The sequence below is a fragment of the Cryomorpha ignava genome (assembly GCF_010686655.1).
Lineage (GTDB): Bacteria > Bacteroidota > Bacteroidia > Flavobacteriales_D > Cryomorphaceae > Cryomorpha > Cryomorpha ignava.
This window is the reverse complement of sequence record NZ_JAAGVY010000028.1, coordinates 1-15,490: the sequence shown is the minus strand read 5'-3', so window position 1 is coordinate 15,490 and position 15,490 is coordinate 1. Positions and strand designations below refer to the sequence as shown.

Sequence of the window (15,490 nt, the reverse complement as noted above, 5' to 3'; positions counted from 1 at the left end):
AAAACACTGAAATAAAATTCTATTTTCAGAACAGCTCGCGGATACGAACCCATAAAAAAAGCCTTGCGAATCTTCGCAAGGCTTTTTCGATAGAAATTTTATTCTCTTATCCGTTCAATGCTTCTGCACCTGCAACAATTTCCAAAATCTCATTGGTAATAGAAGCCTGACGGGCTTTGTTATAGGTAAGTTTAAGATCCTTAAGCATATCAGTTGCATTATCGGTAGCCTTGTGCATGGCAGTCATACGCGCACCGTGCTCACCTGCATTCGAATCTAATATCGCTTTATAAAACTGTGTTTTTAGCGATTTGGGAATCAATTCTGTTACAATTTCTTCCTTGTTTGGTTCAAAAATATAGTCGATTTGCGAAGTTGATTCTGAAGAAGCTTCTGGCGGAACTATAGGCAGAAACTGCTCCGTTTCTAATATTTGAATCGCTGCATTTCTGAATGAGTTATAAACCAGGTAAACCTTGTCTAATTTACCGGCTTCAAACTTATCCATTACACATTCTGCAATAGAAGAAGCATCGGCAAAATTTAAATCCTCATAGATTTTGTACGCTTCGGTAGGATAGCCTACACCCGGAGCATAATCAGTCTTCTTAAATACATCAAAAGACTTTTTACCAATTGACAAAACCTGAATGCGCGCACCCGGATTTTGTGCAATAATAGTCTTTGCCTGCTTAATGACGTTGTTATTGAACGCACCACAAAGACCACGATTTGAAGTAATAGAAACGATGAGTATTCTTTTCACTTCACGTTGAGCGGCATACGGATTTTCTGACACGTCGAGTGCACTGCTTAGATTTTGCAATATCTCCTGCAATTTCTCAGCATACGGACGCATCTGGGTAATAGCATCCTGAGCTCTCCTGAGTTTCGCAGCAGAAACCATTTTCATAGCAGCGGTAATCTGTCGTGTAGAGTTTACCGATGTTATTCTGGATCGTATTTCCTTTAGATTTGCCATATTTTCTTAGTCGGTTATGCTGCCAAAAGGCGGCTCAGCGATCAATTAATATTTTGATGAAAGTTCTGAAGCTACTTTTTCAAGTACAGCTGTTATTTCGTCGGTCAATTTACCTGCTTTCAATGAATCGAGCACATCGCGGTGCTTGGTGTCCATAAATGCAAGAAATTCTTCTTCAAATTCACGAATCTTATCTACCGGTACTTTGCTCAACAAGCCTTTTGTACCTAAATAAATTATCGCAACCTGATCCTCTACCGGCATTGGAGAGTTTTGTGCTTGCTTCAAAATTTCTACGTTACGTGCTCCTTTTCCAAGAACCGACATTGTAGCAGGGTCAAGATCTGAACCAAATTTCGCGAAAGCTTCAAGCTCACGGTACTGCGCCTGGTCAAGTTTTAGCGTACCAGCTACTTTCTTCATTGATTTAATCTGAGCATTACCTCCAACACGCGATACAGAAATACCAACGTTAATTGCAGGCCGCACCCCGGCAAGGAAAAGGTTTGACTCAAGGAATATCTGACCGTCTGTAATCGAAATTACGTTGGTAGGAATATATGCAGATACGTCACCCGCTTGTGTTTCAATAATTGGAAGTGCTGTTAGCGAACCACCACCTTTCACCACTCCGCGAAGTGATTCTGGAAGGTCGTTCATTTGCGAAGCAATCTCATCAGAGTTGATAACCTTAGCCGCACGCTCAAGAAGACGAGAGTGAAGGTAGAATACATCTCCAGGATAAGCTTCACGCCCCGGAGGCCTTCTTAAAAGAAGAGATACCTCACGGTAAGCAACAGCTTGTTTTGATAAGTCATCATAAACGATCAATGCCGGGCGGCCTGTATCTCTAAAATATTCACCGATTGCTGCTCCTGCAAATGGGGCAAGAAATTGCATTGGCGCTGGGTCTGAAGCGTTAGATGCAACGACACAAGTATATGGAAGTGCACCGTTTTCGTCAAGTGTTTTAACGATTTGTGCTACCGTAGATCCTTTTTGACCAATGGCAACATAAATACAGAAAACAGGCTCACCGCGATCGTAAAATTCTTTTTGATTGATAATGGTATCAATCGCAACAGTAGTTTTACCGGTTTGGCGGTCACCGATAATAAGCTCACGCTGACCACGGCCTACCGGAATCATGGCATCGATAGCTTTAATACCTGTTTGCAAAGGCTCGTTTACCGGCTGGCGGAAAATAACCCCTGGAGCTTTACGCTCAATAGGCATTTCGTATAGCTTCCCTTCTATCGGACCTTTACCATCTATTGGTTGACCCAGAGTGTCTACTACACGTCCGAGCATTCCTTCGCCTACCTCTATAGACATAATAAGGCCGGTTCGTTTTACGGTATCACCTTCTTTAATGGTTGTTGACGCACCCAAAAGTACGGCTCCAACGTTATCTTGTTCAAGGTTGAGAACCATCCCTTTAAGGCCTGATTCAAACTCTATCAACTCTCCGGCTTGTACACTTGACAATCCGTAAATTCGAGCAATACCATCTCCTACCTGAAGAACGGTTCCTACTTCTTCAAGTTCTACTTGAGATTTAAGTCCTGCGAGTTGTTCTCTTAGGATTGCTGATACTTCTGCTGGTTTTATTTCAGACATGATGATCTGTTTAAAATTCTACTGTAAATGATTTTTTGAAAAAGTGCGCTTAAGCGCTGTAATTCGGCTTGCCACTGATGCGTCGTACTGTTTATCGTCAACGCGTATGATAAAGCCGCCAATAATATTTTTATCTATTTTTTCGATCAATTTCACCTTTCCGGTGCCCATTCCTTGAACTACAGCAATTGCTTTTTCGCGCTCGTTATCAGAAAGCGCAACGGCACTGGTTATTTCGGCAGAAACAATACCGAGATGTTTGCGGTAAACTGTTGTAAAGGCATTTGCTATTTCGGGAAGGATGTTTTCACGTTTTTTTCCTGCAATTACACCAAGAAAGTTAAGCGTTACGCTCCCTATTTCACCACCAAAAATCTCTTTGATAACGGTTAGCTTTTTTTCCGGCTTAATAATCGGACTCTTCAACATTTGTCGAAGATCTTTGCTATTAGAACAAGTTTGTGAAATAAGCGCCATATCCGCAGCCACCGCCTCAAGTTCTTTGCGCTCTAGCGCAAAGTCTAAAAGCGACTTAGCATATCGTATAGCTACTTGCGAGTCTTGTTGCATTTTAATTCAGTTTTGCTTCTTGCAAATATTTATCAATCAATTGCTTTTGCTTTTCGTCGCTTTTCAGCTCTTCACGAATAACGCGTTCAGCAATTTCAATACTTAAAGTAGCTACCTGCTCTTTAATCTCGGCTATTGCCGCAGATTTTTCCTGGCGGATAGCATCTTTAGCAGAAGCCAATATTTTATTGTATTCCACATCAGCGCGGTCTTTGGCTTCAGAAATAATTTGATCTTTCGTACCGCGTGCATCTTTGAGCATACCATCGCGCTCAGCTCTAGCCTCATTTAAAAGTGCTTCATTGCTCTTGGTAAGATTAGCCATTTCTTCTCTGGCTTTGCTGGCAGATTTAAGCGCATCGTCAATAGAATCTTCGCGCTCTCTAATCGATGCCAAAATTGGTTTCCAAGCCAGTTTAGCCAAAAGAAATAGCACAATTAAAAATGCTATGGAGCTCCAAACTACTGTACCTATACTAACTGAAAGCATATTGTTTATTTTTTAATGGTCAATTTTTTTCAAAAAAAGAAAGGGGCTACGACCAACCGTCGCAGCTCACCTTTCCATAGTTCTACGCAAGTACAACCAAAAGACAAACAATAACACCGAAAAGTGCAACCCCTTCAATAAGGGCTGCTGCGATGATCATATTCGCTCTAATGTCTCCAGTTGCTTCTGGTTGACGCGCCATTGATTCAAGGGCAGAGGCACCAATTTTACCGATACCAATACCTGCACCAACTGCAGCCAAACCAGCACCAATACCAGCCAAACCAGCATTTGATGCAACTTGTAAAAGAATGTTTAATAATTCCATTTTGCTTTTGTTTTTATATAGTTATTAATAAAGCCTAGATTAATGATGAGCTTCCTGTGTGGCATCGCCAAAATAAAGGGCTGCAAGCAATGTGAACACATAAGCTTGCAAGAATGCAATAAGCAACTCAAGAAAAAACATAAATACCATAAAGAGAATACTTCCTACACCCACTCCATAACCAGCAGCGGCGCCCATCTGTCCAAAAATCAACACCAGAGCTACGAATGCCAATATAATTATGTGTCCCGCTGTAATGTTTGCTGTGAGTCGTATCATCAAGACCAATGGCTTGATGAAGAGTCCGGCGACCTCAATAGGAACAAGAATAAACTTAATAGGAAGAGGAACACCTGGAGGCCATAAAATGTGACCCCAATAATGCTTGTTCCCACTAATAGTAGTGATAATAAATACAATCGCGGCAAGCACAAGTGTTACGCTTAGCGTTCCAGTAACGTTGAAACCACCAATAAATGGAATAAGACCGAGAATATTTGCTATCCAAATAAAGAAGAAAGTAGAAAGCAAGAAGGGCATATACCTATCCGCTTTTTTAGCACCAATAGATGGAATGGCCACTTCGTCTCGAATAAACAAAATAAGCGGTTCCATAAACGATTGAAGCCCTTTTGGTGCGCTGCCCTTGCGCTTTTTATATCCGCGAGCTACAGTGCCAAATATCAAAAGAAGAACCAAACAGGTAATTAAAATTCCGGTAACGGTTTTAGTAATAGAAAAGTCTAGAACAGAAGCGTTATTTACTTCGCCTGTTTCAGCGTTAAGCGATATACCACCATCTGCGGCAGCGTAAATATGCTCGTGGTGCATTACAAAGCCATTATACTCATAGTAATGCTCAGATTCTCCTTCGGCATTTGTAAAATGCTTTTCGTTGTGATAAAAGTGTGAGCTTGAGAAAACTTTCACACTGTTATCTGCATATAGTATTACCGGAAGGTAGATGGCTGCATCGCCAAAAAGGTGAATTTCATGCGCATCGGAAATGTGGTGGATAATCATCTCACCGGCATTAAACTTCTCTTTTTCGACTTCATGCTGTGTTGAGTCGGGTTGCTCTGTGTGCTCTTGAGCAAAAAGCACGGGCTGCGATGCCAATAACATGAAAGTTACAATGGCGAAAAACGGGCGGCTTAATTTCTTTAAAGTCATTGACATTCTACGCTAGTTTTCGCACGTTTTGGAGCGCGAAAATTGGACTGCAAAAATAGATATTTAATATTGAGAATGAAATATATTGATCACCTTTTTTTTATTTGCCTAATTTACTGGATAAAACACTGAATATCAGCGATCAGAATTTCTAATCAAAGGCAATAAATTTTTTAATTCGACGACAGTGAGAAGTGTATAGACAATAAAGAAGCCTATTGCTGAGAATTTAAGATTAGAACGGTCGGCCAACCCTACCACTAAAAGCAGAATTGCCGATAGCATTAATTTGCCTGTAAGTGCAGCCAAAAAATAATTTACAAATACCGGTGGCCGCTTATTTACATTGGCATCCATTAAGATTTTGAAAATAAAAAATGTGGCTATGCTAATAAACGCCGTCATAATCCAGAAAGATAGTGGTACGGCTTGATGCAGCGCAAACTTAGCCGTTGCATAGGCGCCAAGGCAACATAGTATTACCACAATTAAAAACTCGCGGCGAAATTTAGATGTTTGTTGTTTCATTTAGAAGATTTTGGGTGGCCAGTTTAGTTACAAGGAATTACCTATCTCAATCTGTTTAACCGCTCCATACGGACACTCCCTCCAGTCTAAAGGCGCTAAGATTTACGCCCCACACGGGCTTCAAAAGTTGAAAGGTTGCAAATGAGTAGTGGATAGATTCATATTCAGGGTTTGTCAATAGCATTCAGCGTTTGGATCATAAGATTCAAGACCAGGCATAACGAAGCTGTTGGACTTGGTATACAGACACTATTTGGAAGTATCAGTTATAACAAAGTAGATAGCCACAGCCACACCAATTAGCGACAAGATTATTGTCATCCAAGGGTTTGCGTTGCCCATTTTTTCATCGAGATATTGCCCGCCAAACACACCGGCAGCAATTGCCACTGCCATTTTCACGGCCATTCCCGAGTATTTTAATGCCTCGTTAGAATTGCCGCTATCTTTCTTTTGACTGGGCATGAGATGAGTCTTGAACTCGTTGACGCCCCTGATCTTCCATGCTTTGCTTCATGTCTTTTACTACGCCGCCACCCATTACACACTTACCGCTGAATACGGCACCGGGCTCAATGGCCAGTTTCTTGGTGGTAATATCACATTCAAGACGGGCAGTAGACTTAAGCGAAAGGATGCCATTTACAGTAATAGTACCAGTTAGCGCACCTTCAATATCGGCATTTTCACAAATCACTTCTCCTTCTATTTTTCCGGTGGGGCCCACCACCAATCTGCCCTTGGCAGTAATGGTGCCTTTTACCGTTCCATCTATCCGAATATTGTTATCCGAAACGATTACTCCTTCTATTTTAGTGCCCGCTACTATGCGGTTTAATTGCTCAGGTGAGTGAGTTTCGTTTGTCTTCGCCATATCTCGTTGATTTGTGCTTTTAAACATGTTTATTTAGTTAAGATGTATATCACAAGTATTTACTTTCGAAAAACTGTTGATATACGTCTGCGTTCTTATTTCTGAACAAAACAGTAAAATTCTTGGTTGAAATTACGAATTTTTGATAACTCTGCACCCCGTTTATTTCTTTGAGGATATCGTCATTAACCATAAAGGTATTGTAGAAGTCCATTGCGGCGGCGCGATCTGCAAAGCTACGAACAATAATGATTTGGTGGTCGCGGTCAATAAAGCTATTGGTAATGCGCAACTTTTCGTTTCTAAAAAACTCAGTATTAAAATTACCAATGGTGCTTTTTAATTTAGTCGCGTCGCCATCTGGTTTTGGAAAAATAAGGGCAAAAAAGTGTTCAGAAGCTTCTTCGTAGGTAAACATTGCAATATCCTCTTCACTTGCTGCATCGTTAATAGCGGCAGTTGCATCGCCGTCGGCATCAGCATTGTTGGTATTGTCATCGTTTTTCTTGTTTCGCGCAAGCTCTGCTTTTAGTTTATTGAGCTCACCCAAAAGTTCAGCAGCTTTTTCTGCCTCGGGAGTACCCTTAAACTTTACAATTATTTCGCGCAGCAGAGTTTCATAATTGTCCGCATCTCTGCGAGCGCCCACGGTAAGTGCTTTAATAAGGTAATACTTAGAGATAAAATTATTATTGGGCTCTTCCTGTATTACGGTATTACACGCTATGAGCACATCAGTGTACTGCCTCCTGTTGTATTTTTTATAAGTTTCTTCATATATGGCCTTTTCAGCTTGGTACCGCTGATTTGCCGATGTAATAAAACCGGGATCGAGAATAAGTTTTGCAAATTCGCTATCGGGATAATCTGATAGAATAACATCTTTATAATAAGCCGAATTGTCTTTATAACCCGTTCCAACAAACCCACCAGCCTGCTCTTTTTCGAGATAGATTCGGTAAAGCTGATAGTATGCCTGAGGTGCCACCGCGCTTGTATCGTACTCATTGGCTATACGCAGAAAAGACTCTATGGCATTGTCGTCGTCTTTGAGGCGCTCTTTATAAATGGTGCCGATATCGTAAAGAGCTTCGATAATTTTGTTGTGGGCCGCTGCTATTTCTGCATCGCTTTGCGGAAGCTCGGCGAGGTACTCGTCAAGCGATTTCACATTCGATTTTTCTTGCCCCATTTCCGCTAAAAGCGAATCGGAATCGGCTCCCATAGTTCCATCACCACCGGCAAAGGTTGTTTTAGTCAATCTGCGCCAATCGTCTTCCAGCTTCCGCTGACCCCAAATGCGTTTAAACTCCTGAAAACCGCTTCCCACAGTTGAGGAATTATAGAAATACCAGGATTTACCGCCTCCCCCTCGGCCTTTATCGCCCCCGGTGGGAACGGCATTTTGAATTCTTTCCAATGCTGCAAGTTCTTCCTGCTTTTTGCGATCTTCTTCTGCCTCCAGATCGGCAATCATGCGGAGGAGCTTTTTGTCACGGTCTTTGTCATCCATCATCGCCAGAGCAATAATGCTGTCGTTGTATTGTACTGTGAAAATATTCGTTACCAAATCATTTAGCGACGCGCCTGTGGCAACAATAGTCTCATAACCGGGATATTCTTCGGGTAGATAGGTAGCGGTGCTGTCATAATAATTCTTGGCAAGCACGTATTCGCGATCTATAAAGTAAATTTCGGCCAGGCGCAGAAAGCTTTTTCCTTTTTGCCGCGGATTATTTATACTCTTTTGAGCCGATGTTTTTAAAAGCGTAATCCCCTCCGGAATATTTTGATTCTCAATTTCTATTTCGGCTAGAGCGTAATAAATCTGATCGTAATACTCCTCGTTCTTTTCATCTTTGGCCATAGCCCAAAGCATATCCATAATTTTTTGCGGATCGAGCCGGCGGTCGTAAGCCAGCGCCTGGCTTATTTTAGCGTAAAACTCCATCTCGTAAGCTGGTCGCTGCTTAATAACATCTGCGTAAGCATCAATTGCCTGCTGCGATTTATTTTGCTCCTTATACACTTGGGCGAGAATAAATGTCAGGCGTGCTTTCATTTGTTTATCGGTAGTAAGACGGGCAGCATCTTCGAGGTGCGGCTCGGCATCTTTATAGCGCTCCTGTCTGAGGTATAAATCGCTATACACCGTTTCAAAATTGGCCAAAAAATCTTTAGGTCTATCCTTACTCTCATCTTTTTCTACTACCGAAAGAACAGTAAGTGCTTTATTGTATTGTTTTTGCTCTACATAAGTGCGGGCAAGCCAAAGGGCGGCATCAAAGCGCGACTCCTGACCCTTATACTTCTTGGCGCAGTACGAGAACATTTCTTGTGCCGTAGCATATTTTCCTTTGTAATAATTGGCAATACCGATAAGCAAAAAATTATCGTCTATCCATTTATTGTATTCTTTTTTCTTGATTTCCATGCTGTGGCGGTCTATTACCGTACTGCACTTATCAATTATTTCGTCCATTTGGGGATACAGACCTTTTTGAGCCGTTTCATCTGGCAAAACATAAACGGGTAAAAGCTCCAAATAATCATCTTCCTTGCTTAACCAGAGTTGATTTTGGGTCTGCTTCATCATTTCATTGGCATTAAAATACCAGTTATAATGCGAAGTAGTATTGTGATAAAGCCGATGGGTAAAGCCCGATTTTTTTCGCGAACAGCCACTTAACACAACCATCGCGGCAACAAAAAGCAAAAAAGTGAGTCTATATAAAGATGTAATTTTCAATATCAAATACTTTGGGTAAGCGTTTAACTCAAAGATTACAAAATTATTGCATTTTTTAAGAACTTAGAAACTAATGTGGTAATTCCGCCAATTTAAATTTCAGATATTTACGCCCGATTGAAAATTGATGGCAAAGAAAAATCCAAAAGAACGCAAGAAATTAATTCGCAAGCTCCGCAATAAGTATCGGCTTGTGATTATTAATGATGCGACTTTCGATGAGCGCTTCTCCGCATTTCTTACTCCACTGAACGTTATTGCCGGAGTGGCGCTGGTATTTGTGATTATTACAGCTGTGGTTGTATCGCTCGTTCTGTTCACGCCGCTAAAAGAGTACATTCCCGGATACAGCGATACCAATATGCGGCTCAATGCGTTGAATGCTGCTCTTAAAGCCGATTCACTGGAAGAGGCACAGGATCAGTATCAAGCTTATTTCGTAAACCTGCAGCATATTTTAAACGGTACAATTGGCAAAGACAGCACCGATGTGGAAGGCGATGGGGAAACAAAAGTTTATACGGGACTTGATTTTTCGGTATCGAAAGAAGATTCGTTGCTTCGGGCAGAAATTGAATCGAAAGAGCAGTATGCCCTAACAACACAAAACGCTACATCTTCAGCGTTCTTAGGTCTGCCGGGAGTCTTGTTTTTCACACCCATTCGGGGAACCGTTACCTCATCGTTTAATTCGGCTATTGGGCACTTGGGTGTGGATGTTGCAGCACAAGAAGGTGAAGCTATAAAAGCCGTTTACGACGGCACCGTTATTATGGCTTCTTTTACCAGCGATGGCGGGAATGTTATCCAAATACAGCACTCAAATAATCTGATTTCAATTTACAAGCACAACTCTGCCCTGCTCAAAAATGTGGGAGATCAGGTAGTTGCCGGCGAGAGTATTGCTATTATTGGGAATTCGGGCGAACTGACCGACGGGCCGCATTTGCATTTTGAACTTTGGTACAATGGCTCTCCGCTTGATCCCCAAGATTTTATTGCTTTTTCAAGTTAAGATTTGTCTTAAAGGTTTCTCGCAAAAAGGGTTTCACGCAAAGCCGCAACTTAGCGATAGCGATTTCACGACTAAAAGGAGCCCGAAGGGTGAGCAAAGCGAATAAAGGCGCAAAGTGGGCTTCGCGCTGCGAAAAGACAAAACCTGCGAAAGGGTGGCGAGATCAATATGCGCTCTTTCTGCCTTTTTTTCGAGCTTTAGCTAAAATTTCCCTTGTCTGTGGCTTGATCTAAAATTTGCGACCTTTCGACCGTGAGAAGTCAATATGGAGCGTGTTTTTTTTCTCTCTAATTTTGCGTGAGCCTCCAGAGCTATAACTCTTTGCGCTTTTGCGAAAGCTTCGGAGCAATATAAATAAAGCTTTGCTGAGGAATTCACCAATTAAACCATATAACGCTATATTTGGAAATTCAGACTACAACACGCTCTGAACACCAATTAATACTTCAACTCTGCACATGAGCCTAAAAAAATTCTTCGGTAAAATCATTGCGAAGCAAACCCGAAAAAAGGTCGATGCCTGGAAAAAGGATGCGGTAAATCGGCAAAACCAAACGCTCTTAAAAATTACCGATAAGGCCAAGGATACCCAATTTGGCAAGGATCATGATTTTAGTACGATTAAATCATATAGTGATTTTAAAAAATTGGTTCCTGTACGCGATTACGAAGCATTGAAACCGTATTTCGACAGACTTGTGAATGGTGAGGCTGATATTTTTTGGCCGGGATTACCTAAATATTTTTCAAAAACATCTGGAACGACTTCCGGTACGAAGTATATTCCCATTTCGAAAGAGTCGATGGGACATCACCTTACCGCTGCCCGCGATGCACTTTTGCTCTATATTAGTCAAACAGGAAATGCGGATTTTGTTGATGGGAAAATGATTTTCTTGCAGGGAAGCCCGGTAATGACAGAGAAAAACGGAATTGCTACCGGTCGCCTTTCGGGAATTGTGGCGCATCACATTCCTGCCTATTTGCAAAAAAATCGATTGCCGAGTCTTAAAACGAATAGCATTGACGATTGGGAAACAAAAGTAGATGCGATAATAGATGAAACTATAAATGAAGATATGACCCTAATTTCGGGGATTCCGAGCTGGGTTCAGTTTTATTTTGAACGCATTCTCACGCGATCGGGTAAGCAGCATATCAAAGAGGTTTTTCCAAATTTCAACCTCTTTGTATATGGCGGTGTAAACTTTGAGCCTTACCGCAGCCGGTTCGAAAAACTGATAGGCAAAAGAGTAGATAGCATAGAAACCTATCCTTCCAGCGAGGGATTTATCGCTTTCCAAGACGATCAAAACGATTCTTCGCTCCTGCTAAATGTCGATGCGGGAATATTTTTTGAATTTATTCCTGCCGAAAATTATTTTGATGAAAATCCACCCCGTATATCACTCGCTGAAGTGGAGGTCGATAAAAATTACGCTTTGATACTCTCTACAAATGCTGGTTTGTGGGCCTACAGCATTGGCGATACGGTGAAGTTTACTTCGCTAAACCCTTATAAAATTCTCGTTACCGGAAGGATTAAGCATTTTACTTCGGCTTTTGGTGAGCACGTCATTGCAGAAGAAGTTGAAGCGGCACTTCGCGAAGCGGTTGAAAAATATCCTGCCGAGGTGATAGAATTTACGGTTGCACCTGAGCTCAATCCTACTGAAGGTCTGCCCTATCATGAGTGGTTCATCGCTTTCGCGAAAGCGCCCGAAAACATGACTGCATTTGCGGAAAGCATAGATAAAACGATGCAAAAGAGGAATGCTTACTACGCTGATTTGATAAATGGGAAAATTCTTCGACCCCTTCGGATAACATCTTTGAAGCAAGACGCGTTTAATGCCTACATGAAATCGCAGGGCAAGCTTGGTGGCCAGAATAAAGTTCCCAGATTGAGCAACGACCGCAAAATTGCCGATGTACTTACAGAATGGCGCGAAAAATGAGTTTAAGTTTTCTTTTTAGTGTTTTGATTTTATCGGCTTCGGCGCAGCTCGCCATGGTTGATAAAGTGAAAGATTTTGGTATTTTGCGCCGGGCCGATCCCAACTGGGTTGACTTTGAAATTCGCAATTCGGGCAGTGCCGATGCGGTAATCTTTAGAGTAGAAGGGCCAAAAAATACTGACATAAAACTTTCGGCAAAAACCGTGATAGCCGGCAAATCTGAATTTATTCGTGTGGCGGTGAGCCCAAAGGCAGAAGGAAAATTTAGCATTGATCTGGCAGTGCACGCTAGCCCATGGGCGAAACCGGAAATGATTGAAATCAAAGGCGAATCCACATTTGCAGCAAGCAGCCTGATTCCATGTCCTGATTTTGGAAGCAATACGGCCGCCAACGACAATCAATTTCATATTTCAGTTCGCGAATTGATCAAAAATATCCCTGTTGAAGAAGCTGAAATAGCGGTGTATAAGGATGGAAGAAAAATTGATAATCTTTCTACAAATCAACACGGCGAAGTATCGGCGCAATTGCCTTACGGCAGATATTTTTTCTCGATACAACACAATGGTTTTCAAATGGATACAGCACTCTATGTAAATGCTGTAAATTCGCATTTACTCGCCATGCTTGAGGCGAAAGAGATTATTTACGAGGAAGCCATTAAAGAGTATGTTATTGAAGACGAAGAGGTTGCCTTGGAGGAGGAAGAAATTGAAATTCCTGTTGAGCCAAAACCGTTAAGTACGCCGACGGTTGAGCAAACCCCGAGAGATATTCCCATACCAGTAGAGCCTGAAAATTCAGTACTTCCTTTAAGTGGTTTTAAGCAAAACAATTTGGTTTTTCTGGTAGATGTTTCCACATCAATGAAAAAGGATGGCAAACTTGATCTGCTAAAAATCGCTATGGTAGAATTGCTTGATGTGTTGCGACCTGTTGACCGATTTTCGCTTATCAGCTATTCTAATGAAACGAATGTAATCATAGAAACAGAAAGCAATCTGGATCGCGATGCTTGTATAGCTGCTATACTCGCGCTTGAGCCGGGCGGAGGAACAGCGGGAGCAAAAGCAATCAATAAAGCAGGGAGTGTGGCAATGAGCCATTTCGTAGATAACGGAAACAATCAAATTATTCTCGCTACTGACGGCGCCTTTAATGAAGGGGTAGACAAAGCGATGAATTATACATCAAAATACAAGCGAAAAAATATTCAGCTATCAGTGCTGGGAATAAAATGCGGGCCATTTACCACAAAGCAAATGAATCAGCTTGTTGACGAAGGCGGTGGGCGGTTTGTGGCTGTAAATCAGGCAAGCGATGCAGGGAATCAACTTATTGATGAGATTAAGAAAAGTTCTGTTCGTTGAGGTGGATTTCAAACAATGAGATAAAACAATCTCTTTTTGGTTCACAATCTGTACTTTCGCACCACTATGCAAGTAGAAGAAATTATTGAAAATATCAATAAACTAAAAAACGAGGGCAAGTCACTTTTCGTGACGTCGTCGTTTCAAACACATTCTATTCCGCTAATTCACATCATTGCCCGCAGTGGTCTGGATATTCCGGTTTATTGCTTAAATACCGGGTTTCTATTTCCTGAAACACTGGCTTTTAAAGATGAGCTAGCAAAGGAGTTTGACATTGAAATACGGAGTATTTTTTCTGATATTCCAAAAATTCAGCAGCGAGACAGCTTGGGAAATATGCTCTTCACATCAAATCCGGATTATTGCTGCCAAATCAACAAGGTAAAGCCGACAGAAAATCTTTTAAAAACCCATGATGTATGGATTAATGGGGTACGACGTGACCAAAATGCCAACCGGAAAACCATGAAGACTTTCCAAACGGCAGGGCAGGGAGCGATGCGTTTTCATCCGATGCTTGAGTGGAGCGGAAAAAACATTTTCGACTATATTAAAAAACACAATTTGCCACGTCATCCGCTTGATGAGAAAGGCTATTCGAGTATTGGCTGTGAGCCATGTACGCGCAAAGCTATGCCAAACGATGCCCGCGAAGCACGCTGGTTTGGAATGAACAAGACTGAATGTGGTCTGCACACCGACTTAGTAGAGAAATAAATGAAAATATTGATTACCGGTGGTGCCGGATACATTGGTACCGAGCTTTGCAGCAGACTGATGCATCATCCTGACGTGTCATCCATTCGGGTATATGACAACCTGAGTCGCAAGAATTTTAATTTCTTTTTGGGCGATCATAAGCTCACTTCCAAGGTCTCATTCGCGGAAGCAGACGTATTAGACTCTTATACCCTCCGCAAAGAAGTCGCGAAAGTTGATGCGGTAATTCATCTGGCTGCAAAAGTTACCACACCTTTTGCCGATCAAAGCCCCCATCTATTTGACCAGGTAAACAACTGGGGAACAGCTGAATTAGCTTACGCCGTAGAAGAATCTGATTGCCAGCGTTTGATTTATATGAGCAGCGTTAGCGTGTACGGTTCCAGTGAGGACGAAGTGGGTGGAGATACGCCTACAACACCGAAAACGTTTTACGGAATTTCAAAGTTGAACGGTGAAAGGCATGTGGAGAGACTCAAGTCTAAAAAAGCTGTTTCGATTGTGAGATGTGCCAATGTTTACGGCTACTCACGAAGTATGCGCTTTGATGCTGTAATAAATAAATTTGTTTTTGACGCCAAGAATGTGGGTCGCGTAACCATTAATGGAAACGGAGACCAGGGTAGAGCCTTTGTCGGCATAAACCGAGTTGTTGATTTTATGGAAAAACTGCTTTTTGAAAAGGATGCCGGGCTACATTATGATTTGATAGACAGAAATTTAAGTATTAATGATGTTGCCTATTCACTAAAAGAAATCTTTCCAGCAATGGAGATGCTTTATGTTGATCAGCAGCTTAGCTTGCGCCAAATAAAAGTAAAACCTGATAGCGATGTGCTTGATTTAATTGGCGAGAATAAAGAGACCTTTTTGGATGAGCTTAGGTTTTTTGTTGGTAAGATGGCTTGATAATGTGGCGTTTTTCCCGGAAAGAGTAATTACAATAAATCACATTTAAATTAGAGGTAGTTGTATATAATTTACTAAAGTTTCGCACATCTAAAAGTACACTAAAACATGATATTTATTCTTTTAATCTTCCTCAAGAAATTGATTTAACCGTTTGATATTTGGGATATTGTTAATGGTTGTTCCAAAATCGGTTTT

At 41.5% G+C, this 15,490-nt stretch carries 15 protein-coding genes; 5 read left to right on the top strand and 10 right to left on the bottom strand.

All coding sequences use genetic code 11. The features are described 5' to 3' along the window. Positions 1-106: 106 nt before the first annotated feature. The 10 genes from atpG to porW form a co-directional block, all read right to left on the bottom strand. A complete protein-coding gene (atpG, locus tag G3O08_RS13640; protein ID WP_163285938.1) occupies positions 107-982 on the bottom strand; it encodes an ATP synthase F1 subunit gamma in 876 nt (291 codons plus the stop codon). A 45-nt stretch (positions 983-1,027) separates the two neighbouring features. Continuing rightward, positions 1,028-2,602, bottom strand: a complete 1,575-nt coding sequence (atpA, locus tag G3O08_RS13635) for a F0F1 ATP synthase subunit alpha (protein ID WP_163285937.1) — start codon at positions 2,600-2,602, stop codon at positions 1,028-1,030. Between the two features lie 18 nt (positions 2,603-2,620). Beyond that, positions 2,621-3,172, bottom strand: coding sequence for an ATP synthase F1 subunit delta (gene atpH, locus G3O08_RS13630; RefSeq protein ID WP_163285936.1), 552 nt, complete (start codon positions 3,170-3,172; stop codon positions 2,621-2,623). A gap of 1 nt (position 3,173) precedes the next feature. Further along, the gene (locus tag G3O08_RS13625) at positions 3,174-3,662 is read right to left on the bottom strand and encodes a F0F1 ATP synthase subunit B (protein ID WP_163285935.1); all 489 of its coding nucleotides are present in this window, start codon (positions 3,660-3,662) and stop codon (positions 3,174-3,176) included. 82 nt (positions 3,663-3,744) lie between these two features. Then, positions 3,745-3,990, bottom strand: coding sequence for an ATP synthase F0 subunit C (gene atpE / locus G3O08_RS13620; RefSeq protein ID WP_163285934.1), 246 nt, complete (start codon positions 3,988-3,990; stop codon positions 3,745-3,747). 39 nt (positions 3,991-4,029) lie between these two features. After that, positions 4,030-5,169: a F0F1 ATP synthase subunit A gene (gene atpB, locus G3O08_RS13615; RefSeq protein ID WP_204336881.1), complete on the bottom strand. Its 1,140-nt coding sequence runs from the start codon at positions 5,167-5,169 to the stop codon at positions 4,030-4,032. A 129-nt stretch (positions 5,170-5,298) separates the two neighbouring features. Continuing rightward, positions 5,299-5,691, bottom strand: coding sequence for a hypothetical protein (locus G3O08_RS13610; protein WP_163285933.1), 393 nt, complete (start codon positions 5,689-5,691; stop codon positions 5,299-5,301). 249 nt (positions 5,692-5,940) lie between these two features. Next, a complete protein-coding gene (locus G3O08_RS13605; protein ID WP_163285932.1) occupies positions 5,941-6,156 on the bottom strand; it encodes an AtpZ/AtpI family protein in 216 nt (71 codons plus the stop codon). After that, the gene (locus G3O08_RS13600; RefSeq protein ID WP_239541224.1) at positions 6,134-6,565 is read right to left on the bottom strand and encodes a bactofilin family protein; all 432 of its coding nucleotides are present in this window, start codon (positions 6,563-6,565) and stop codon (positions 6,134-6,136) included. The genes G3O08_RS13605 and G3O08_RS13600 overlap by 23 nt, the downstream gene beginning before the upstream one ends. Positions 6,566-6,614: 49 nt before the next feature. Further along, a complete protein-coding gene (gene porW / locus G3O08_RS13595; protein ID WP_163285930.1) occupies positions 6,615-9,314 on the bottom strand; it encodes a type IX secretion system periplasmic lipoprotein PorW/SprE in 2,700 nt (899 codons plus the stop codon). A gap of 127 nt (positions 9,315-9,441) precedes the next feature. Between porW and G3O08_RS13590 the strand changes: the two genes are divergently transcribed. The 5 genes from G3O08_RS13590 (at position 9,442) to G3O08_RS13570 (ending at position 15,292) form a co-directional block, all read left to right on the top strand. Continuing rightward, the gene (locus G3O08_RS13590; RefSeq protein WP_163285929.1) at positions 9,442-10,329 is read left to right on the top strand and encodes a M23 family metallopeptidase; all 888 of its coding nucleotides are present in this window, start codon (positions 9,442-9,444) and stop codon (positions 10,327-10,329) included. Positions 10,330-10,787: 458 nt separating this feature from the next. After that, positions 10,788-12,287 carry a GH3 auxin-responsive promoter family protein gene (locus G3O08_RS13585; RefSeq protein ID WP_163285928.1) on the top strand — a complete coding sequence of 500 codons (1,500 nt, stop codon included), beginning with the start codon at positions 10,788-10,790 and terminating at the stop codon, positions 12,285-12,287. Continuing rightward, positions 12,284-13,660 carry a VWA domain-containing protein gene (locus G3O08_RS13580; protein WP_163285927.1) on the top strand — a complete coding sequence of 459 codons (1,377 nt, stop codon included), beginning with the start codon at positions 12,284-12,286 and terminating at the stop codon, positions 13,658-13,660. The genes G3O08_RS13585 and G3O08_RS13580 overlap by 4 nt, the downstream gene beginning before the upstream one ends. 36 nt (positions 13,661-13,696) lie before the next feature. After that, entirely contained in the window at positions 13,697-14,380 is a 684-nt protein-coding gene (locus G3O08_RS13575; RefSeq protein WP_204336880.1) for a phosphoadenylyl-sulfate reductase, read from the top strand. Continuing rightward, positions 14,381-15,292 carry an NAD-dependent epimerase/dehydratase family protein gene (locus G3O08_RS13570; RefSeq protein ID WP_163285926.1) on the top strand — a complete coding sequence of 304 codons (912 nt, stop codon included), beginning with the start codon at positions 14,381-14,383 and terminating at the stop codon, positions 15,290-15,292. Positions 15,293-15,490 lie beyond the last annotated feature (198 nt).